The 19,476-nt window shown below is 72.9% G+C and carries 19 protein-coding genes; 1 reads left to right on the plus strand and 18 read right to left on the minus strand.

Going from position 1 to position 19,476, the window contains the following annotated elements; translation table 11 throughout:
* Positions 1–69: 69 nt before the first annotated feature.
* The 11 genes from QEZ54_RS18945 to QEZ54_RS18995 all read right to left on the minus strand — a co-directional run bounded on the left by QEZ54_RS18945 (position 70) and on the right by QEZ54_RS18995 (position 10,237).
* Positions 70–744, minus strand: coding sequence for an alpha/beta fold hydrolase (locus QEZ54_RS18945; RefSeq protein ID WP_281305978.1), 675 nt, complete (start codon positions 742–744; stop codon positions 70–72).
* A gap of 316 nt (positions 745–1,060) precedes the next feature.
* Positions 1,061–1,714, minus strand: coding sequence for a hypothetical protein (locus QEZ54_RS18950; RefSeq protein WP_281305979.1), 654 nt, complete (start codon positions 1,712–1,714; stop codon positions 1,061–1,063).
* A gap of 148 nt (positions 1,715–1,862) precedes the next feature.
* Positions 1,863–2,606, minus strand: coding sequence for an arylmalonate decarboxylase (locus QEZ54_RS18955; RefSeq protein WP_281305980.1), 744 nt, complete (start codon positions 2,604–2,606; stop codon positions 1,863–1,865).
* Positions 2,603–3,262 (minus strand): hypothetical protein, encoded by a 660-nt coding sequence (locus tag QEZ54_RS18960; RefSeq protein WP_281305981.1) that lies wholly within the window; start codon positions 3,260–3,262, stop codon positions 2,603–2,605. Before QEZ54_RS18960 ends, QEZ54_RS18955 begins: the two co-directional genes overlap by 4 nt.
* On the minus strand, positions 3,259–4,032 hold the full coding sequence (locus QEZ54_RS18965; RefSeq protein ID WP_281305982.1) for an SDR family oxidoreductase: 774 nt from the start codon (positions 4,030–4,032) through the stop codon (positions 3,259–3,261). Before QEZ54_RS18965 ends, QEZ54_RS18960 begins: the two co-directional genes overlap by 4 nt.
* A complete protein-coding gene (locus QEZ54_RS18970; RefSeq protein ID WP_281305983.1) occupies positions 4,029–4,973 on the minus strand; it encodes a hypothetical protein in 945 nt (314 codons plus the stop codon). Before QEZ54_RS18970 ends, QEZ54_RS18965 begins: the two co-directional genes overlap by 4 nt.
* On the minus strand, positions 4,966–5,688 hold the full coding sequence (locus QEZ54_RS18975) for a hypothetical protein (protein ID WP_281305984.1): 723 nt from the start codon (positions 5,686–5,688) through the stop codon (positions 4,966–4,968). Before QEZ54_RS18975 ends, QEZ54_RS18970 begins: the two co-directional genes overlap by 8 nt.
* Positions 5,685–6,887, minus strand: a complete 1,203-nt coding sequence (locus QEZ54_RS18980) for an aromatic ring-hydroxylating dioxygenase subunit alpha (protein WP_281305985.1) — start codon at positions 6,885–6,887, stop codon at positions 5,685–5,687. The genes QEZ54_RS18975 and QEZ54_RS18980 overlap by 4 nt, the downstream gene beginning before the upstream one ends.
* A 2-nt stretch (positions 6,888–6,889) precedes the next feature.
* Positions 6,890–7,852 carry a dienelactone hydrolase family protein gene (locus QEZ54_RS18985; protein ID WP_281305986.1) on the minus strand — a complete coding sequence of 321 codons (963 nt, stop codon included), beginning with the start codon at positions 7,850–7,852 and terminating at the stop codon, positions 6,890–6,892.
* Positions 7,849–8,652: an oxidoreductase gene (locus QEZ54_RS18990; protein WP_281305987.1), complete on the minus strand. Its 804-nt coding sequence runs from the start codon at positions 8,650–8,652 to the stop codon at positions 7,849–7,851. Before QEZ54_RS18990 ends, QEZ54_RS18985 begins: the two co-directional genes overlap by 4 nt.
* A gap of 4 nt (positions 8,653–8,656) precedes the next feature.
* A complete protein-coding gene (locus tag QEZ54_RS18995) occupies positions 8,657–10,237 on the minus strand; it encodes a carbon-nitrogen hydrolase family protein (RefSeq protein ID WP_281305988.1) in 1,581 nt (526 codons plus the stop codon).
* A 90-nt stretch (positions 10,238–10,327) separates the two neighbouring features.
* Here QEZ54_RS18995 and QEZ54_RS19000 point away from each other — a divergent pair, with 90 nt between their 5' ends.
* Positions 10,328–10,609, plus strand: a complete 282-nt coding sequence (locus tag QEZ54_RS19000) for a Dabb family protein (RefSeq protein WP_281305989.1) — start codon at positions 10,328–10,330, stop codon at positions 10,607–10,609.
* Positions 10,610–10,665: 56 nt separating this feature from the next.
* Here the strand turns inward: QEZ54_RS19000 and QEZ54_RS19005 are convergent, their stop codons facing one another.
* The 7 genes from QEZ54_RS19005 to QEZ54_RS19035 form a co-directional block, all read right to left on the minus strand.
* The gene (locus QEZ54_RS19005; protein WP_281305990.1) at positions 10,666–11,955 is read right to left on the minus strand and encodes a choice-of-anchor A family protein; all 1,290 of its coding nucleotides are present in this window, start codon (positions 11,953–11,955) and stop codon (positions 10,666–10,668) included.
* A 130-nt stretch (positions 11,956–12,085) separates the two neighbouring features.
* A complete protein-coding gene (locus QEZ54_RS19010) occupies positions 12,086–13,528 on the minus strand; it encodes an aldehyde dehydrogenase family protein (RefSeq protein ID WP_281305991.1) in 1,443 nt (480 codons plus the stop codon).
* Positions 13,529–13,673: 145 nt separating this feature from the next.
* Positions 13,674–14,828 carry an NAD(P)/FAD-dependent oxidoreductase gene (locus QEZ54_RS19015; protein ID WP_281305992.1) on the minus strand — a complete coding sequence of 385 codons (1,155 nt, stop codon included), beginning with the start codon at positions 14,826–14,828 and terminating at the stop codon, positions 13,674–13,676.
* The gene (locus QEZ54_RS19020; RefSeq protein WP_281305993.1) at positions 14,825–15,682 is read right to left on the minus strand and encodes an isocitrate lyase/PEP mutase family protein; all 858 of its coding nucleotides are present in this window, start codon (positions 15,680–15,682) and stop codon (positions 14,825–14,827) included. Before QEZ54_RS19020 ends, QEZ54_RS19015 begins: the two co-directional genes overlap by 4 nt.
* The gene (locus QEZ54_RS19025; protein WP_281305994.1) at positions 15,679–17,157 is read right to left on the minus strand and encodes an aldehyde dehydrogenase family protein; all 1,479 of its coding nucleotides are present in this window, start codon (positions 17,155–17,157) and stop codon (positions 15,679–15,681) included. Before QEZ54_RS19025 ends, QEZ54_RS19020 begins: the two co-directional genes overlap by 4 nt.
* The gene (locus QEZ54_RS19030; RefSeq protein WP_281305995.1) at positions 17,154–18,440 is read right to left on the minus strand and encodes an acyl-CoA dehydrogenase family protein; all 1,287 of its coding nucleotides are present in this window, start codon (positions 18,438–18,440) and stop codon (positions 17,154–17,156) included. Before QEZ54_RS19030 ends, QEZ54_RS19025 begins: the two co-directional genes overlap by 4 nt.
* Before the next feature lie 22 nt (positions 18,441–18,462).
* Complete coding sequence (locus tag QEZ54_RS19035; RefSeq protein WP_281305996.1) at positions 18,463–19,431, minus strand: flavin reductase; 969 nt, start codon at positions 19,429–19,431, stop codon at positions 18,463–18,465.
* Between the last annotated feature and the right edge of the window lie 45 nt (positions 19,432–19,476).

Raw genomic sequence — 19,476 nt, forward strand, 5'->3', positions numbered from 1 at the left:
GGCGTTCGCAGGGGACAGCCGGCGGCGCTCCCCGCGCCGGTGCCACGCGGGGAGCGCCAGGGTCGCGGGTCAGGCCGCGATGAAGGAGCGGATCTGCGTCAGCACGCTGGTGTTCGTGAGGAACCCGATGTGGGTCTCGCAGGCCACGTTGTTGTTGCTGGCCCCGGACAGCGGCGTGCTGGTGTACGGGATGATGATGCCGTCGCAGGCGGAGTACCAGGTGCCGTACTTCGCGGTGCCGGGCGTCTCGTCGCCGTCGGCGAGGTCGAGGATGAACAGCGAGCCCGGGTACATCTCGATGCAGGAGACGTTGATCAGGCAGGCGCCCGCGTAGGTGGTGCCGTGGTTGGCCCCGGCGATCGAGGCGACGTGGCTGACGTACGCCGAGCCGCCCAGCTCCTCCAGGTACCAGCGGGTGACCAGGCCGCCCATCGAGTGGTTGACGATCGCGACCTTCGACGCGCCGGTCGAGGCGCGCACCGAGTTGACGTAGTCGCGCAGCCCGGCCGCGCTGACCTTGTTCGACCCGGCCCAGTTGTAGTTGTACGTGTAGAGCTTGCTGAACCCGCCCGCGCGGAACACCGAGAGCGCGGTGGTCCAGTTGGAGCCGCTGCCGGTGTAGCCGTGCACGAAGATCACGGGGGTGCTGGTCGCGGCGTTTGCCGCGGTCGCCGGCGCCAGGAACGTGGCGGTGGCGGCGACCAGGGTTGCGGCGAGTGCGGCGAGACGGTGACGCATACGCATGTGACCCCTCCGGGGACTGTCGGGTTGGGACGTGCTGGAAGCCTCGCAACCGGACGGATGCCCATGCATCGGTAGGATCGCCGGTCGCTTGCCAGCGCGCGGGACGTCAGAGATCGGCGACGGTGACGGCGATGCGGTCGATGCCTGACGTGGTGAACCCTGGGTCCCGCCGCCCGCCCGGGACCGGACCGCGAGCGTGATCGAGCCGGCGGCGTCGGCGCCCGGCTGGGCCGCGATGGTTCGAGATCTTGTGCACTTCGCGTCGCTCCGGCGACGGAAGGTGCACAAGATCTCGGAGCGGGTGGGCGCGGCGGCGCTACGGCCGGGCCGGACCGGGTCGCGCCGCCGCGACCAGGGTCGCCACGATCGTGGCCTGGAGCGCCAGCTCGCCGAGGTTGCCGAGCCAGAAGTGGCGGAACCCGGCCCCGGCCGCGACGAACATGGCCACCGCGCCGAGCAGCAGCCATACCGTCCGGGCCTGGCGCCACAGCAGCGCTCCGATCACGATCAACGCCAGCATCGTGACGATCGCGGGCACCGGCGGTCCGGCCGCGGCGGTGTTGGTGTAGCGCAGCGTGTCGGCGTACGCGGCCGGTTCGAGGTCCAGCCGCACGATGTCGGTGGCGGCGCCCAGGGCGATCAGCACCAGCGCGAGGACCCCGGCGGCGGTGATCACGCCCCGCCGGGCGAGGACGGCCACCCCGAGCCGTGCCCCGATCAGCACCGCCCCGACGAGCAGTAGCGGGGTGAGCAGGGCGTGGACCCAGTAGCGTCCCGCATTCACGGCTTCCAGCGTCGGGCCGTAGCCGAGTGAGGAGCCGACGGCGACCGCGGTGTTGTCATAGGCCAGGCCGGTGCAGAGGACCGCGACGAGGACGGCCGCCGAACCTGTGGTGGCGCGCAACCGCAGCGCGTACACCCCCAGCCCCAGCATGCAGATCGCGACAGCACCCAGCAGAGCAGAAATCATCATGCCACCTATCGGGGAGGGTGGCCGCGCCGTGCCCAGGGTGCAGTTTCGGGGAAAGTGCCGGAATCTTGGCGCTGATTCGTGCACTTTCCCCGAAACTGCTGGAAAACGCCACCGGGGCGGAGGCGGGGCGGGTGGGAGGGGTGGGTCAGTGGTCGCGGAGCAGGGAGCCCGCGCCGTACACCTTGTCGTTGATGCCGTTGTCGCGCAGCGCCATCCACCAGGTGGCGGCGTTGATGGCGATGACCGGCTTGCCCAGCCACCGCTCGGCCTCGTCGGCCAGCCGCACCATCGACAGGTTGGTGCCGCACTGGACGATCGCGTCCACCTCGGGCCCGTCCACGGCGAGGATCGCCTCGCGCAGCCGCTCCTCGCTGACGTGGGCGATGGACACCGCGGTCGGGCACTTGAGCCCTTCGATCGCGGTGACCTCGAAGCCGATCTCGGAGAAGAACTTCACCACGTTCTCGTCGCCCACCGGCTGGTACGGCGTGACCACGCCGATGCGGCGCGCCCCGTACAGCTTCAGCGCGCGCTCGCACGCCTCGGCGCCGGTGGCCACCTCCAGTCCGGTGATCGACTTGATCTGCCGGACGAACTCCCGGTTGCCCTCGACCCCGCCCCAGAACGTCTCCGCCGACATGCCCATGACCATGTAGTCCGGTTCGCAGGTCAGCACCCGCTCGCAGGCGGCGCCGATCTCGTCGCGGATCTGGACCAGCAGGTTCTCGAACTGCGAGTCGTCGGAGAGGTCCTGGTTGCGGATGTGGATGCGGGAGAAGTGCGCGGTCACGCCGGGCACCGTCATCGAATAGAAGTCGGGCTCGACGATGGTGTTGGTCGACGGGGCGATGACGCCGAACTTGCGGCGCCAGCCCAGCGCGTCGGTCATGCGGGCACCTCCGCCAGGGTCGCGGTGCGCGCGGCGGCCCGCACCGTCAGCCAGGCGGCGATCAGGAACAGCGCCTGCGAGGCGGTGTTGATGCCCTGCTCCAGCCACTGGAACGTCAGCGTGTGGTGCTCCGGGTGCGAGCGCAGCGGCACCATCGCGGTGACGCCGACCAGCCCGATCACGAACAGCGCGACCGCGCCGAAGACCCGGCGCCGCCAGGCCAGTACCGCGCCGAGGATGCTGATCGTGGTGACGCCGACGGTGGCGGCGATGAAGGGCGGCTGAAGGCTGGCGGTGCCGACCGCGGCGCCCGCGACGGCGGCCGCGATCAGCGCGTACGGCCACCACGGCGCGGTCCGGCCGCGCAGGCTGGTGTGCAGCGACCACAGCACCAGCAGCGCCCCGGTCGCCATCAGCGGGAACAGCGACTGCTGCAGCCAGGGGTGGTCCTGGTCGGCGGTGGACAGGATCAGCTTCCAGGTCGACTTGGCGACCCCGCCCAGTCCGATCAGGACGGCGCCGATCCGCCCGGCCGTGGCCACGCGGCGGTCGATGTCGCGGGCCGCCCCGCCGAGCAGCCAGAACCCGAACATGGCGAGCAGCGTGGGGACGTAGTCCTCCAGCGCCATGACCACCGGGTAACCGTGTTCGTTCATGCTTCTTCTCCGAAGACGTCGCGCTTGCGGAACGCGGTCAGGAACCTGAAGAACGCCTTGCGCTGGGTCAGCCACGCGACCCGCGCGCCGTTGGGTGCGCCGGCCAGCACCTTCTCGGCCAACCACGGCGTGACCGTCTCTACCCGGTCGGCCAGGATGTTGAAGATCTTCTTTGCCTGGGCCAGTTCCTCGGGGGTGTAATCGTGGGTGAGCAGGTCGGTGACGACCATGCCCGGCGACAGGTGGTGCACGGTCACCCCGGTGCCCTCGACCTCTTTGGCGAGGCTGTCGGTGGTGTACGTGACCGCCCGCTTGGTCGCGCCGTACACGGTGAGGCCCGGTCGGCGCATGCCGTTGGAGCCGAACCCCTCCATGTTCCACACCGCTCCCGCACCCTGGGCGGCCATGGCGCCGAGCACGACGGCGTTGGCGTGCAGCAGGCCGCGCAGGTTGAGGTCCACGGTGGCGTCCAGCTCGGCCGCGGGCAGTTCCCAAAGCCGCTTGCGGGCCGGGGACATGCCCGCGTTGTTGATCCAGATGTCGACCCGGCCGTGCCGCTCGGCGGCCGCGTCCCACAGCCGCTGGACCGCCGCGCGGTCGGTGACGTCGGCGACCACTCCGTACGCCTGCGGCACCTGCTCCTGGGCCCGTCTGACCGAGTCGACCGAGCGGCCGCAGAAGACCACCTGGGCGCCCCGCGCCGACAGCTCGCGGACCAGGCCGAGGCCGATGCCCCGGGTGCCGCCCGTGACGACGACGACCTTGCTCACGAGGCCTCCCAGTGCAGCACCCCGTGCAGGACCGCGTCCAGGACGTTGCCCTGGAACACCTCGTACACGACGGCCAGGCGCCCGTCGGCGGACATGCCCGGCTCGGCGTCGATGGCGAACTCGCGGAACTTCAGCTTGGTCACGTCGGTGAAGTGCAGCGAGCCGAACAGCGCCCGGCCGAAGCCGATGGCGTTGCCCCAGGCCTGCGGGCCCTCGTAGAAGTGGCGGTTGCCGTCGCGGCGGGCGCTGAAGGCCGCGGTCCGGGACAGGGCCCCGGACCAGGTGACGGTGCGGGTGGTGTGCAGCAGGTCGACGGGGTCGAGCGCGATGCGCACGTCCACGGTGCCGCGCGGCTTCTGGTCGGCGCCGAACAGCTCGCAGCTGCCCACGTACGCCCCGGCCTGCTTGGTCGGGGTGATGTACGGGACGGCACCGCGCCGGCTCTCCCCGGCCAGGAAATCCTCGACCCGCTGCGTTGACTCGGGCGAGTCGTCCAGGGTGCGGGTGTAGACGCCGTTGAAGCAGCCCACCACCGACCAGCCCTGGTACAGCACCGACGAGTAGACCTGCGTCTCGCCGTCGGGCAGCACCTGGTTCCAGGTGTTCAGGTCGACCTGCCAGCCGGGGCCGTAGTAGTGCGAGTCCACGAACCCGCCGTAGGGCTGGCCGGTGCCGTAGAAGTCCGGCCCGGTGTAGACCCGGTTGTCGTCGGCGTCGACCACCCCGAACGCGAACGGCGCCCCCAGCCGGAACTGCCCGGCCAGGGGTCCGCCGCCGATCAGGCCGCCGTTCATGTAGTACGTGGTGACGCCGTTCTCGAACACCGACGACCGGTGGATCTCCTCGAACCCGCACCAGGTCCCGGTGGCGTCGAACAGCGACGGCCGCCCGTGCCACTGCCCGGCGATGCGCTGCTGCCAGACGCTGGGCTGCTCAGCCATTGGCCACCAGCTCGGCCCGGATCGCGTCGGTGGTCTCGTCGCCGAGCAGTCGCGACACCTGCGCCCAGACCGGGTCGACGTCGCGGCTGAAGATGTTGCCGCGCACCGCCGCGTCCCGGGCCGCCAGGTCCACTCCGGCCACGCTCGCGGCCGCCTCGGCGGGCAGGCCGGTCTCGACCAGCCCCGACCAGTGGTCGGCGTAGGCGTCGACGTACCCGTTGATGCTGGCGAAGGCGTCCTCGGTGGCCCGGTTGACCAGCATCCACGGCGACATGATGGCCCGCTGGCGCGGCCCGATCGCGGCCGGGGACAGGCCCTCGGTCGCCGAGGCGGCGTCGAAGGTCTCGGTCAGCGGGCGGAAGGCCGCGTCCAGGTAGGGCAGGTGCGCGGCGAGGTCGGCGCGCGGGATCAGGTCGAGGTGGAAGGCGTGGTACGAGCCGCCGTACACCGAGTCGAGGGTGAAGTGCGGGACGGCCGAGTCCTCCGGTGTGAACGCGAAGATCATGTGGCTGTCCAGGTGGATCATCGGCACGACCAGGCCGACGTAGACCAGCTTGGCGACCGACGTACCCCGGAAGATCCGCACGCTGCCCACCGGCGCGGGCGACATCGGGCTGCGCAGCTCGGCCAGCGGCGTCTCGACCGGCTTGAGGTCGGGGTGGCGGGCCAGGATGCGCTGCAGGGTGGCCTCGCACAGGTCGGCGGGCAGGCTCACGACGGCTCCTCGGGGGTTCGGGCGTCCGCCTCGGCGGCGTCCCAGGCGGCCTGGACGGTGGGGTGCTCGCCGCGCGCCTTGTGCACCCAGGCACGGGCCAGTTCGGGGTTCTCGCGGCGGGCGGGGGAGGCGATGACGGTCGCGGTACGCCGGGGCACGTCACCGGTGATGGTGTCCTCGTCGGACAGCAGCCAGCCCTTCTCGGCCAGCTCCTGGCGGCGGCGCCGGTAGTGCACCGCGATCAGGTCGCTCTTGATGTGCAGCTCCGCGCCCAGGTCGAAGGGCAGCAGCTCGGGCCGCACCTTGTTCACGACCTCGGCGTCCTCGTAGAAGATCTTCAAGGTGCGCTGCACGGCGTTCTTGTCGGCCCACTTGCCGGTGAAGAAGGTGCGCAGCGCCACCCACTTGACCAGGGTGGTCGTCTCGTCGATCGGGATGTTCGTGTCGTAGATGATCAGCTCGCCGATCGGCAGCCGCACGTGCAGCTTGATCATGTTCGGCAGCATCCAGCCCGCCGAGGTGCGCACCGGCGGCCGGTTGTTCAGGTCGCCCTTGTTCCGGTTGAGCATCGACCAGATGCCCTTGGGGCGCGGCGGGAACAGGTCGACGGTGGCGAACGCCGACCACTCGTCCGGCACCTCCAGCTCGTACTCCTGCACCTCCGGGCGCTCCGGGTTGCCGAACGCGCCCGCGTGCACGAACGGGGCGTGCGCGATGTCGCAGCCGTTCTCCAGGATCCGCTCGTAGTTGGAGTGCCACAGGAACTCGCCGGTCACCGCCCGGAAGCGGCCGCCGTTCTCCTTGAGGTCGTCGAACTCCGGCCACACCGGCAGCGGCGGGCGCTCGGCCTCGGGCAGGTCGCCGAGGAACACCCACACGAAGCCGTACTTCTCCTGCACCGGGTACGAGTCGACGCGCGCCTTCTTCGGGATGGCGCGCCCCGGCAGGTTCGCCGGGATCTTGGTGCACTGCCCGTCCGCGTCGTACTCCCAGCCGTGGTACGGGCAGACGATGCAGCCGTCCTTGGTCCAGCCGCCCGACAGCGCCGCACCCCGGTGCACGCACAGGTCCGACAGCGCCACCGGGCGGCCCTTCGGGGTGCGGTACAGCGCCAGGTGCTGGCCCAGCACGGTCACCCGCATCGGCTTGGTGGTGACCCGGTCGGCGAACTCGACCGCGTACCAGAAGTTCTTCAGCATCTCTACCTCCGCTGGATCGATGCGACGCCGTGGTGGGCGGTGAGCTTGTCCCACTCGGTGAACGACGCCGGGTCACCGCTCAGGTGCATCCGGCAGAAGACGGCCAGCAGGTCGGCGAGCAGCGCCCGGTGCGCGGCCGGGTCGCCGTCGGGGGCCTGGTCCAGGAACGCCCGCGCGGCGGTGTGGTCGACCGGGTCCACGATCGCGAAGTGGTTGGCCCCGGCCAGGCGGATCAGCGCGTTGGCGCCGTCGCGGTCGGGCAGCGCCTCGTCGAACGTGCGCGTGATCGGGTCGCGCCGGGCGGCCGCGTCCTCGCCGTACCGGTCGGCGGAGCCGTTGATGACCCCGTCGTTGGTGCCGCCGACCAGCAGCACCGGGCAGTCCGCCTGCGCGGGCAGCACCGTACCGGCCGGCCAGCCGAGCATCGTGGCGACCATGTTGTGCGCACCGTACGTCGCGACCGCCTTGACCTCCGGCACGAAGCTCGCCGACTGCAGCGCGACCGTGCCGCCCGCCGAGTGGCCGATCAGGGCCACCCGGTCCAGGTCCAGCAGCCCGGCCACCGGGCCGGTCATCGACGCCAGCGCGTCGAGCACCGGCCGCAGCGACGGGCAGGTCGGCCGCTTGCCGTAGCCGTCGGGCCGGGCCGCGTCCAGGTCCACGCCCGGTGTGATGCCGTGCAGGCCCCCGAACAGGGTGCCGACCCAGTCGTAGGTGACCGCGACGATGCCGCGCTCGGCCAGCCGGGTGGCCAGCCAGCGGTACGCCTCCTGCCCGACGTTCACGCCGGACACGATCACCGCCACCGGGAACGGCGCCCCGGCCGGGTCGGCGGCCATCACGCCCGACAGCCGCTCCCGGTCGCTGCCGTCCGGCGCGGCCGGGTAGTAGACGCGCAGGTGGGCCGTGTCGAACGGGGCCTCGTGGCCGGGGATCGTCGCGGCCCACCACACCGAGCGGATCATCGCGGCCGCTCCAGTTCCCGGTCCCCGCCCCACAGGCCGCGCACCAGGCGGTCGGTGGTCTCCTGGCCGAAGAAGCGCACGCCCATCACGTTGGCCGGGTCGCGCTCGGCGATGTTGCGCCGCATCCGCAGGTCGGTCTCGGCGAGCGCGGCGCGCTCGGACTCCGGCACCGGCGGCGCGTTGTCGACCCAGCCCAGCCAGCGGTCCACGTGCTCGTGGGTCAGCTTGCGGACGACGTCGATGTTGCGCTCGCTGCGCCCGAACGAGTAGCAGTACGCCGTCGGGCTGAGGCTGGCCCGGATGAAGCCCGCCCGCGAGACGAAGTACTCGAACTCGGGGTCCTGCCGGTGGGCCAGCCAGTCCGCGTCCAGCGGCGCGTAGTACTCGTCGTAGTACTCGCCGTCCTCGATCAGGTTCACCCGGGGCACGGAGTCGAGGTAGAACCAGCCTTCGGGCCATACCAGCAGGGCCAGGCCCAGGTGGGGCACCTTGACCTGCGGGCCGAGCCAGACGGTCAGGTGCAGGTTGGCGAAGCTCGCGCTGGGGTTGCCCAGCCACGAGTGCACCATCCAGTCGACCTCGGGGCCGCTGTAGGCGGCCAGCGAGCCGCCGGGGCCGTCGGGATAGGTCCCGTACGACTCCAGGGCCAGCGTCGACGGGTCGCGCTTCAGCTCGAACCGGGCGTCGATCTTCGCCTTGAGCTCGGCGAGCAGCTGCTGCCACTGGTGGAACGTCTCGTGGACGTCGACGACGGGGGAGTTGTCGACCATGTCCTCGACGTGGCGGAGGGTCTCGGCCACCGGCCTACCTTTCTGTTAGTGCTTGGAGCAGCCGCCACGGGCGGCCGTCGACGAGATCGGTGTTGCGCGAGACGAGCCGGTTGGCGGCCTGCGCGGGAGCCACCTCGGCCCGGCCGGACGGCTGCCCGGCGGGGACGGTGGTGACCACGGGGTGGCTGATCCGGCCGGTGAACGGCCCCTGCCAGTTGGTCCACAGCGTGAAGTCGGGCGACATCGCGAAGACCGCGCTGTCCTGGTCCAGCGGTGCGGCGGCGATGACGTTGAGCCGGTTCTCGGCCGCCCGCTCGGGCAGGCCCAGGCTGAGCTCCCAGCTCTCGGCCGCGGTGAACGGCACCGCGACCACGTCGGCGTCGGCCAGCGCGGCCAGCCGGAACACCTCGGGGTAGAACGAGTCGGCCCCGGCGACCAGCGCGAGGCGCCCCCAGGGCAGGTCCACCATGAGCGGGCCCTCGGTGTCGGCGTCCTCGCCGTGCAGCGGCTGCTGCGCGGCGACCGGCCCGGCCGCGTTCACCAGCACCGTCGACCCGTCCGCGGCGCGGGTCACCGCGTGGGCGGCGGTGCCGTCCAGGGCGGCGGCCAGCAGCTGCGGGTCGGCGTCGGCGACCACGACCAGCTGCGCACCGCCGGCCGCGGCCAGGGCGGTCTCGCGGGACACGGTCGCGGCGTCGCCGCGCACCACCGCGACCGGCAGCGTGGCCGCGCCCGCGGGGCGCAGCCGGCCGGTCGGCGGGTACGCGATCGGGGCGTACAGCTCGGGGCGGCGGCTGGCCAGGATGTCGGTCCCGTCCGGACGGCGCTTGTCGTCGGCCAGGTCCGGGTCGATGTCGGCGATCACGACGGCCTCGCCGGTGCGCGGCCCGCGCGCCACCACCGTGCCGTCCGGGGCGACGATCTGGCTCTCCCCGGCCCCGTGCAGCCACTGCGCGGGCACGCCCAGCGCGGCGCTCAGCCGCGGCAGGTGCTCCTCGGGCAGCAGCGGGCCGATCTTGTTCGCGGCGACGACCCACACCTTGTTCTCGGCGGCGCGCACCGGGATGTGCAGGCTCGCCTCGTCGGTGGCGAACGAGTTGAGGCTGTTGAGCAGCACCTGCGCGCCGCGCAGGGCCAGGCCCCGGGCCACCTCGTTGAGCACGCCCTCCATGCAGGCGTACATGCCCAGCCGCCCCAGCGGGGTGTCGATGATCGGGCCGACCTCGGTGGCCGTATCCAGGTGGTCGTTCTCGGCACCCATCAGGGTCTGCTTGTCGCACTGGCCGAGCAGTCCGCCGTCGGGGCCGAACAGGAAGTTGGTGCCGCCGGTGCGGCCGTCGGCGTGGGCGTGCGTGACGTTTATCTTCACGTGTACGCCGTGCTGCCGGGCCCGGTCGGCGACCGCGGTCAGGAACGGGTCGCCGGGCCGGGTGGCGAGGCGGTGCGCCTGCGCGCGGTCGGCGTAGTAGGAAAGGTGGTTGCAGAACTCGGGCAGGACGATCAGTTGCGCACCCTGCGCGGCCGCGTCGTCGATCAGGCGCAGACAGGCGGCCAGGTTGGCCTCGACGTCCTGGCCTGCGGCGAGCTGCACCGCGGCGACCCGTACTGGAGCCATATGTGGTGTCTCCGGTTCCCCTAGCGAAACGCTGTTTCCCGAAACTACACTCGCGGAGGCGTTTGCAACAGTGGTTGACCGGAGGTCGTGATGCTGACCCACGTGGTGCTGATGACGTTCACCGACGCAGCCGATGCTGCCAAGGCCAAGGATCTTTTGGAAGGCCTGGTGGGCGCGGTTCCCGAGATTTCCTCACTGACCGTGCACCTCGACGAGCTGCACACCGCGGTCTCGGCGCACCTGTGCATGGTCAGCACCCATGCCGACGCCGCCGGGCTGGCCGGATACCAGGCGCACCCGGCGCACCTGGAGCTGGCGCAGTGGCTGCGCCCGCGCCTGGCCGCGCGCACGGTGGTCGACTACACCAGCTGAGACGGCCCCGCAGCCCGGCCGGGTGGCCGGGCTGCGGGACCAGACGTTCCTCCAGGTCAGGGACGCGGCGGGTACGGGCGACCGTAGGGCGACCGCGACGGCCGCACGGTCGGCGACGCCGACGGGCTGCGCGAAGGCGACATGCTCGGCGACGGGCTGGTGGAAGGCGACGCGCTCGGCGACGGACTGGTCGAGGGCGACGCGCTCGGCGACGGGCTGGTCGAGGGCGAGGCACTGGGCGACGGGCTCACCGAGGTCGACGGGCTGACCGACGGGGTCGGCGAGGTCGCCACGCAGTTCAGCGTAGCGGTGAACGGGGCGTAGTGGACCTCGCCGCCGTTGGCGTTCGGACCGCCCATGGTGATGCTCTCGGTGATGACCTGGCCCTCGATGTTGTTCGGGGACAGGTCGATCAGGTCGGCGTTGGGCGCGTAGAGAGTGCCCTCCAGGGTGGCCGCGGTCGACGGCATGGTGATCGACGAGGCCGTGGGGAAGTTCCACAGGATGAACGGCGCCTGGCCGATGCCGATGCCCGCCTGGTTCGGCACGTCGAAGACGTAGGTGTTGTCCGCCGAGGTGTCCACGTTGACCAGCAGCGGCTGGGTGGCCGTCGGGCTGTTGTTGAACGTCAGCGAGACGAGGTTGTCCAGCTCCACCCCGGTCAGGTTGAGCACGTTCGTGGTGTTCGGGGCGAGGGTGATGTAGGCCTGGGTGAGCGGCGCGATCGGCCGCGACAGCGGCACGCCGTTGGCGTTGGTCAGGATGACGTTGTTGGTGCACCCCGCCAGCGCGGTCGAGCTGTTGCGGAAGTCGGTGAAGGCGGCGGCGAAGTCGATGACCGACTGGAGCACCGAGGTGACCGGCTGGGTCAGCCGCAGCTCGACCCGCGGCGTGCCCTCGTAGGGGGTGTTCACGGGCACGATGTGGGTGTTGCCGGGGGCGTTGTTGGAGTCGACGTTGAGGACCTGGGAGCCGGTGACGTCGCCGAGCTTGGCGTAGGCGTTGTTGTTGTTCACCGCCAGGATCGCGCCGGGTGCGCTGGTGAGCCAGTTGATGGCCCCGCCGATGACCAGCGCGCTGGGGTGCGTACCGTCGCCCGGGGCGATGAAGGTGCCCGGACTGCTGCCCGCGACCTGGAACGGTCCGCCGATGCGCAGGTTGCCGCCCAGGGCCAGCGGGCCCTCGATCTCGTTGCTGGTGAGGTCGGCGTTCTCGTCGACGAACACGTTGAAGCCGAGGGCCGCGGCGGTCGGGTTGGTGGGGCTGGCCAGCGCCGCCCCGCCTGGGCCGAGCATGACGACCGCCGCCATGGTGCTGACCCCGATGGAGACTGATGCGGCAATCATGCCGCGAAGTACTGGTTTCCGCATTGCTCGACCGTATAGCCAACTTGATGGCGATTAGGGCGATTTCCAAATCATCCGTTCAGCCACATACGGGCAGTTCAGGGCACGTATTCTGCGGGAATGTCCACGGTCACGCGGTCGGGTATGCCGTCGCGCTCGCGCCCTGCCCGCCCGGCCGGAACGCCGCCGGCGCGTGCACCGAGCACAGCTGGGCGTACTCGGCGATGCCGGCCTCGCCGTACTCGCGGCCGTGGCCGGAGCGCTTCACCCCGCCGAACGGCGCCCGCAGCGCCATGCCGGTGCGGTTGTGCGTGTTCACGAAGACGAACCCGGCCTCGAGCCGTTTCGCCACGCGGAACGCCCGCTCCTCGTCCGCCGACCATACCGAGGCGCCCAGCCCCAGCTCGTCGGCGTTGGCGCGGGCGACCAGGTCGTCCTCACCGTCGTGCACCAGCAGCGGCACCGTCGGCCCGAACTGCTCGGACACCACGACCGGATCGTCGTCGCCCACCCCGACCAGCAGCGTCGGCGCCACGAAGTGGCCGCCCGAAAGCTCCGTGCCCGGATGCACCCGGCCCAGCGCGAGCGCTGTCCCGCCCCGGGCCACGGCCCCGTCCACCAGCGCGGTCACCCGGGCGGCGGCCTCGGCGGTGATCACCGGACCCATGCTGACCCCCTCGGCCAGCGGATCGCCCAGGCACAGCACCTCCTCGGCGGCGCGCAGGTACGCGTCCACGAACTCGTCGTACCGCGCGCGCGGCACGTACAGCCGCTTGGCGGCCATGCACACCTGCCCGCTGGTGGCGAACGAGGCCATGACCAGGCGCCGCATCGGTTCCGGCGACAGGTCCGCGTCGTCGAGCAGCAGCACCGGATCGTTGCCGCCCAGCTCCAGCACGGTCGGGGTGGTGCCCGCCGCCGCCGCGACCGCCCGCGCGGTCTGCTCGCCGCCGGTGAACGCCACCTTGCGCACCAGCGGGTGCCCGACCAGGGCCGCGCCCGCCGCCGCGTCGCCGTGCACGACGTGAAGCACGTCGGTGGGCAGCGCGCCCGCCAGCAGCCGTACCACCCGGTCGACGGCCAGCGGTGCCAGCGGCGACGGCTTCACCACGACGGTGTTGCCCGCCGCCAGCGCCGGCGCGATCTTCAGCAGCGACAGGATGATCGGGGCGTTCCACGGGGTGATCGCGGCGACCACGCCGTACGGGCGGCGGGTCAGCAGCAGCCGGCCCGCCGCGTCGTCGGTCTCGGTGTCGGCGAGCACCGCCGGGGCCCGGTCGGCGACCCAGCGCAGGTACGTCAGCGCGAACCCGAGCTCGCCCCGGCAGTCGCCCCGCACCTTGCCCGACTCGCGCGCCAGCAGCTCCGCGAGCGTGTCCAGCTGCGGTTCGACCGCCTCGGCGGCGGTACGCAGCAGCGCCGCCCGTTCGAGTGGACCGGTGCCAGCCCAGCCGTGTCGGGCGGCGTCGGCGGCCCCTACCACCGCGTCGACCTGCTCCGCCCCACTGACCGGCACCGACCCGACCAGCTCCCGCACCCTGGCCGGGTTGTACCGGCTGACCCGCTCGCTCATCCCGCCCTCCCCGTCCGCCACGCGCGCCGCGCCCCGTCAAGATCGCTCAAGTTGCCGGGCAACTGGGCGTATCTTGGCCCCCGATCGGCCCGATTGCCCGGCAACTTGAACCGATCTTGAAGCGCGGGCGCGGGCGGGGGCGGGGTCATGGGGTCACCGGGCGGAGGGACTCGATCATGCAGGCGCGCAGCAGGTAGGCACGGGTGCGGGCGGGGTCGGCGGCGGTGGCGCGGAGCTGGTCCAGGTGGGCGGCGCGGGCGGCCGGGTCGGTGGCGCTGAGGCGCTCGTAGTTGCGGTGCGACACGGCCTGGGTGAACTCCAGCGCGACACGTCGCCGCCGGTCGGCCGCCTGCGCGGTGGCGGTGTCAGGATCGCCGGCGGCCAGGGCGTCGGCGTACGCGATCGCGTCGTGGATGCCGGAGTTCATGCCGAGCCCGCCGAGCGGGTTGTTGACGTGCGCGGCGTCCCCGGCCAGCAGCACCCGCCCCACCCGGAACGACGCGGCGACCCGCTGGTGCACCCGGTAGATGCTGGCGTGCGCCACCTGCCAGGGGCGGCCCGGGTCGTGGATCTGCCGCAGGCGGCCGTCCAGCCGGGCCAGCTCGGCCTCGTCGGGGGAGTCGTCCGGGGTCGGCAGCAGCACCCGCCAGTGGTCGGGCGTACGCAGCAGCACCGACCAGTCGACCGGGTCGAACACGTAGTTGACCGCCGCCAGCCCGTCCAGCCAGCCGGTCAGCTCCTCCGAAGTGGACGCCACCAGGAACCGCTCCGGGTAGGTGATGCCCTCGAAGGGCGTCTGGAGCGCGCGCCGCACCGCCGAGTGCGCCCCGTCGGCGGCGACCAGCCAGTCACCGCGTACGGCGGAGCCGTCGGCGACGTGCACGCCCACCCCGGTCTCGTCGCTGCTCGCGCCGGTGACCCGGCTGTCGAACCGGATCTGGACCCCGCGCCGGGCCAGGTGCTCGCGCAGGATCGGGGTCAGCTTCGACTGCTCCAGCTGCACCCGGTACGGGTAGGCCGTGTCCTGTGCCAGGACGGCCAGGTTCAGGGTCGCGATGTGCCCGGCGGCGCGGTCGCGGTAGGCGAACGTCGGCGCGGTCAGCCCGCGTGCCAGCACCTCGTCGACCACGCCCAGCTCGGCCAGCATCTCCAGGGTGGGCGGGTGGAACGTGGAGGCGCGCGACTCGGCGGCCAGGTCGGGCCCGGCCTCCAGGACGGTGACGTCCAGGCCGTGCCGGGACAGGGCCAGGGCGGCGGTCAGCCCGACCGGCCCGGCACCGGCGACGATCACGCGGGTCATGCTGCATACCTCGCATCCAGTTCGAGGGCTTCGTCCTGTCCGACCAGCTTGGTGAAGTCGGCCCACGCCATCCGGTCGACGCCGTCGGCGCGGCCGTGCGCGCCGATGGCGGCGTAGGCGCGGGCGGCGGCGTCCAGCGCGGCGAGCAGCGGCGCGACCGGGTGCAGCACCAGCCGCACCCCGACGGCGGCCAGCTCGTCGTCGCCGGGCCAGCCGCTCGTGGATCCGGCCTCGGAACGGTTGACCACCATGGGGACGCCCGGCAGGGCCGCGTGCGCGCGGGCCAGTTCGTCTAGGTCGGTGACGCCCTCCAGGAAGACGGCGTCGGCTCCGGCGGCGGCGTAGCGGGCCGCGCGGTCGACCGCGTCATCCAGGCCGGTCACCGTGTACGCGTCGGTGCGCGCCACCACGACGATGCCGCCGCCCTCGGCCGCGACGGCGCGTACCTTGCGGGCGGCGGTGTCGGCGGGGACCAGTTCCTTGCCCGCGAGGTGGCCGCAGCGCTTCGGCTGGAGCTGGTCCTCCAGGTGCAGCCCGGCGACCCCGGCGGCGGTGTAGGCGCGGGCGGTCCACACCGCCTGCAGCGCGTCGCCGTAGCCGGTGTCGGCGTCGGCCAGCAGCGGTGCCCCGCGCAGCGCCGGGACCAGGCGCGCGGCCCGTGCGGCCAGGTGCGTGCCGTGGACGTAGCCGAGGTCGGGCAGGCCCAGGTCCAGGGCGGCGCAGGCCGCCCCGGACAGGTGCGCGGCCCGGTGGCCGGCCCGCACGGCCAGGGCGGCGGTGGGGGCGTCGTATACGCCGGGCAGGTGCGTGACCTGCCCGGCGGCGAGCAGGGCCCGCAGCGCGGCGGCGGTCACGGGCGGCCGTGCAGCGCGAAGCCGCCCTCGACGCCGACGACGCGCGGATTGGTGAAGAACCGCAGCGTCTCGGCGGTGCCCTCCTCGGAGTAGCCGGACAGGCCCCAGGCCGGGCGCGGGGTGAACAGGTGCAGGCTCATGATGCTGGAGCCGTTGACCTTCACCTCGCCCGCGCGCAGCCGGCGCGCCACGGCCAGTGCCGTGTCCTCGTCCGCGCCGCACACGTACGCCTCCAGCCCGTACGGCGTGCCGTTGGCCAGCGCGACCGCCTCGTCGGTGGTGCGGTAGGTGTGCACCGCCGCGACCGGGCCGAAGATCTCGTGCGTGGTGTGCGCCGGGTCGACGCCGGTGACCAGGGTCGGGCTGAGGAAGTTGCCCCCGTCCGGGACCGGCAGCGCGGTGTGCGCGCGGCCGCCGTGGGCGACCAGGGTGTCGCGGGCGGCGGTGACCCGGGCCAGGTGGCCGGAGTGCACCAGCGGGCCGTAGTCGGTCGCCGGGTCGAGCGGGTCGCCGACGCGCAGGTCGCCCAGGCGGGCCAGGACCGCCGCGACGATCTCGTCGGCGCGGTCGGCGGGCACGATGAGGCGGCCCAGCGCCCGGCACCACTGGCCGTTGAGGGTGGTCAGCAGGTCGGCGGCGGCGCGGGCGGCCGACTCGGTGTCCGCGTCGGGCAGCACGACCAGGGGGTTGTTGCCGCCGAGTTCGAGTTGCACGGGCTTGATGTCGTACGCGCAGGCCGCCGCGACGGCCCGGCCGCCGGACAGCCCGCCGGTGAACGACACCGCCCGGATGCGCGGATCGCCGACCAGGCGCGCCCCGGTGGCCGCGTCGCCTTGCACGAGCTGGAGCACCCCGCCGGGTACGTCGGCCGCGGCCAGCGCCCGCTCGACCGCCGCCACCAGCAGCTGCGTGCCGTACGGGGCGTACTCGCTGGGCTTGACGACCACCGGGCAGCCCGCCGCCAGCGCGTTCGCGATCTTGTGCGCCGCCATCGGTGCGGGCGCGTTCCACGGCACCAGGCAGGCGGCCGGTCCCCAGGGCAGCCGCTCCACGTACGCGATACGCCCGTCCTCGCGCGGCACCGCGCTGGTCAGCCAGCCCTCGCGCAGCTGCGCGGCGGCCAGCCGGAACGCCCCGGACAGGATCACCCCGAGCATCGCGGTCTGCCGGACCGGCACGCCGGTCGCGTACGACTCCACCGCGCTGATCGCCTCGGCGTCGTGCCCGATCTGATCGGCGGCCGAGTCCAGCAGCCGGGCCCGCGACTCGGCCGACAGGCCCGACCACGCCCCGGACTCGTGCACCGCGGCGGCCGCCGCGATCGCCGCGTCGACCCGGTCGGCGGCGGTGCCGGTCGCGGTACCGAGCACCCGCCCGGTCGCCGGCTCCTCCAGCGCGAAGCCGAGCTGCTCGGTGCAGGTCCGCCACTCGCCGTCGACCAGGTCCGACACGGGCTGCGGGGTCACCGCGCTCACTTGGGCACGCTCGCGAACAGCTCGTTGGACCGGTCGGCGGTGACCATCGAGGCCGCCTCCAGCCGCCCGCGCTCCGGCGGGAACGTCATGACCAGGCCCATGGCCAGGTCGCGCAGGGCCCGGCCCATGGTGCCGTGCAGGGTCGCCCCGGAGGTGCCCGACGCCTTGAACGCGCCGACCGCCACCGCGAACGCGGCCTCGCAGATCGACCCCTTGGCCAGCCGCCACTGCCGGTAGACGTCGGACTTGCTCGCCAGCGGGGGCTCGGAGGTCTCCAGCAGCAGCTGGCGGCGCAGCCACAGGTACGCCGTCTCCAGGTTCTCGGTCATGTCACCGATGATCACCTGGTGCATCGGGGACTCGGCGATGGGGCGGCCGGTGTCGGCGAACGTCTTGGCGGTCAGCCGGGACAGGGTCTCGTCGTAGACGCCCTGGGCGCAGCCGACGTACACGGCGGTGATGGCCAGCTGGTTGCCGACGAAGCTGCCCCGGCTGCACTGCAGCATCTTCACGAACGCGCCCGGCACGGTCAGCGCCTCGGTCGCGGGCACCCACACGTCGGTGAGCACGATGCCGTGGTTGGCCGAGCCGCGCATGCCCAGCCCGTCCCAGGACGGGCGCGACGCCACGCCCTCAGCCGTGCGCGGCACCAGGAACAGGGCCAGCCCGGCGGCCGTGTCGGTGCCGTCCACCCGCGCGGTGACCAGGTACGTGTCCGCGACGCCGGTGGCGCAGCCGAACGACTTCTCACCGCTGATCAGCCAGCCGTCGACGCCGTCGCGCTGGGCGGGCCGGGCGGTGGTGGAGATCGCGATGTTGGCGCTGGCGCTCTTGACCGACTCGCTGGCGAAGTTGGCCAGCCAGGTGCCGCCGGCCATGCGGCGCAGCACCAGCTCGGCGAAGGCGCGCACGGTCGGCACGTCGGCCTCGTCGAACAGGCCCGCCTCGACCGCCTCCAGCGGCAGCAGGCCGCGCGAGGCGCTGGTGTTGTGGAAGAAGAACGCCAGCGCGGTCGACGGGCAGGCGGTGCCCATGGCGAAGGTGGCCGCGGCCAGGTCGCGCAGGCCGCCGCCGAGGCCGCCGTACTCCGTGGGCACGACCAGGCCGAGCAGGCCCGCCTCGCGCAGCAGGTCCACGTGCCCGGCGGGGAACTCCCCGGCCGCGTCGGCCTTGGCGGCCGCGGCGCGCAGTGCGGGCAGCACCGCCTCCACCCGCTGGGCGCGGTCGCGCTCGGCCTCGGTCATGTCGTCGACGAGGCGTTCGCCGGTGAGCGGGTCAGCCATGCTCTTTCTCCCTTGTGGATGTTCAGGCCGGTTCGGCGCAGGCCACGCCGAGTTGGCGGGCCAGCAGCAGCAGGTCGTCGGCGGGCAGGCCGCCGGAGGCCGGATCGCGTACGGCGTCGAAGCGGCGTACGCCGCTCTTCATCGCCACCAGCGCGTTGACCAGTCCCAGTCCGTGGTGGGCGCGCAGCCGTACGTGCAGGGCGGCCGGGCGCACCCGCACGACCGCGTCCTGCAGCACCCGGCGCACCTGCAGCGGCGAGGCGGCCGCGTCCTCGGCGCAGCCGACCGCCACATCGGGCAGCCCGGCCAGCGCGTCGAGGGTGGCCAGCACCACGGCCTCCCGGTCGGGGGCGAAGGCGTCGGCGACGTAGGCGCGCACCGGCACGGCGGCGGACAGGTCCCGCACGGCGGCCAGGTCGCCCGGGTCGCGGACGATCACCTGCGCCCCGATGCCGTCGGCGCCGTCCAGGACGGTGATGGTGATCTCGTCGGGCAGCGGGTCGGCCAGCTGGCCCCAGCTGCGCGAGTGGAACAGCAGCGGGGCGGTGACCCGGTCGACGGCGGCCTCGCGCACCCGGCCCACGAAGATGGTGTGGTCGCCGCCGGGGTAGGCGTGCTCGACGGTGCAGTCGAGCCGGCCGGTGGCGTGGGCGAGCATCGGGGAGCCGGTCGGGCCGGTGACCCACTCGGCTCCGGCGAAGCGGTCGGCCAGCCCGGGGACCTGTCCGGCGAAGCGGCGGCCGATCTCGGCCTGGTCCTTGCCCAGGAAGCTGAGCGCGAAGACGCCCGATGATGCGATCATGGCCCGGGTGGGCAGGTGGTTGCCCAGGCAGACGGAGACCAGTGGCGGATCGAGGCTGACCGAGGAGAATGAGCTCGCGGTCATGCCGTGCGGCCGCAGCGATCCGTCGGCGTCCGCGGTCACGGTGGTCACGATGGCCACGCCGCTCGGCCACTGGCTGAGCACGGAACGCAGCTGCGCACTGTCCACCACTGCACCTGCCCTTGTTTCGCATCAGGAAACGCCGTTGCCGTG

The organism is Catellatospora sp. KI3 (assembly GCF_029948125.1).
GTDB lineage: Bacteria > Actinomycetota > Actinomycetes > Mycobacteriales > Micromonosporaceae > Catellatospora.

Excerpts from the sequence above, each read along its gene's own strand:
- QEZ54_RS19005 (WP_281305990.1), bottom strand. The coding sequence starts at position 11,955 with ATGATTGCCGCATCAGTCTCCATCGGGGTCAGCACCATGGCGGCGGTC.
- QEZ54_RS18955 (WP_281305980.1), bottom strand. The coding sequence starts at position 2,606 with ATGACCGACGCGCTGGGCTGGCGCCGCAAGTTCGGCGTCATCGCCCCG.
- QEZ54_RS18970 (WP_281305983.1), bottom strand. The coding sequence starts at position 4,973 with ATGGCTGAGCAGCCCAGCGTCTGGCAGCAGCGCATCGCCGGGCAGTGG.
- QEZ54_RS19030 (WP_281305995.1), bottom strand. The coding sequence starts at position 18,440 with ATGGCTGACCCGCTCACCGGCGAACGCCTCGTCGACGACATGACCGAG.
- QEZ54_RS19015 (WP_281305992.1), bottom strand. The coding sequence starts at position 14,828 with ATGACCCGCGTGATCGTCGCCGGTGCCGGGCCGGTCGGGCTGACCGCC.
- QEZ54_RS18985 (WP_281305986.1), bottom strand. The coding sequence starts at position 7,852 with ATGATCCGCTCGGTGTGGTGGGCCGCGACGATCCCCGGCCACGAGGCC.
- QEZ54_RS19000 (WP_281305989.1), top strand. The coding sequence starts at position 10,328 with ATGCTGACCCACGTGGTGCTGATGACGTTCACCGACGCAGCCGATGCT.
- QEZ54_RS19010 (WP_281305991.1), bottom strand. The coding sequence starts at position 13,528 with ATGAGCGAGCGGGTCAGCCGGTACAACCCGGCCAGGGTGCGGGAGCTG.
- QEZ54_RS18960 (WP_281305981.1), bottom strand. The coding sequence starts at position 3,262 with ATGAACGAACACGGTTACCCGGTGGTCATGGCGCTGGAGGACTACGTC.
- QEZ54_RS18945 (WP_281305978.1), bottom strand. The coding sequence starts at position 744 with ATGCGTATGCGTCACCGTCTCGCCGCACTCGCCGCAACCCTGGTCGCC.
- QEZ54_RS18995 (WP_281305988.1), bottom strand. The coding sequence starts at position 10,237 with ATGGCTCCAGTACGGGTCGCCGCGGTGCAGCTCGCCGCAGGCCAGGAC.
- QEZ54_RS18980 (WP_281305985.1), bottom strand. The coding sequence starts at position 6,887 with ATGCTGAAGAACTTCTGGTACGCGGTCGAGTTCGCCGACCGGGTCACC.
- QEZ54_RS18950 (WP_281305979.1), bottom strand. The coding sequence starts at position 1,714 with ATGATTTCTGCTCTGCTGGGTGCTGTCGCGATCTGCATGCTGGGGCTG.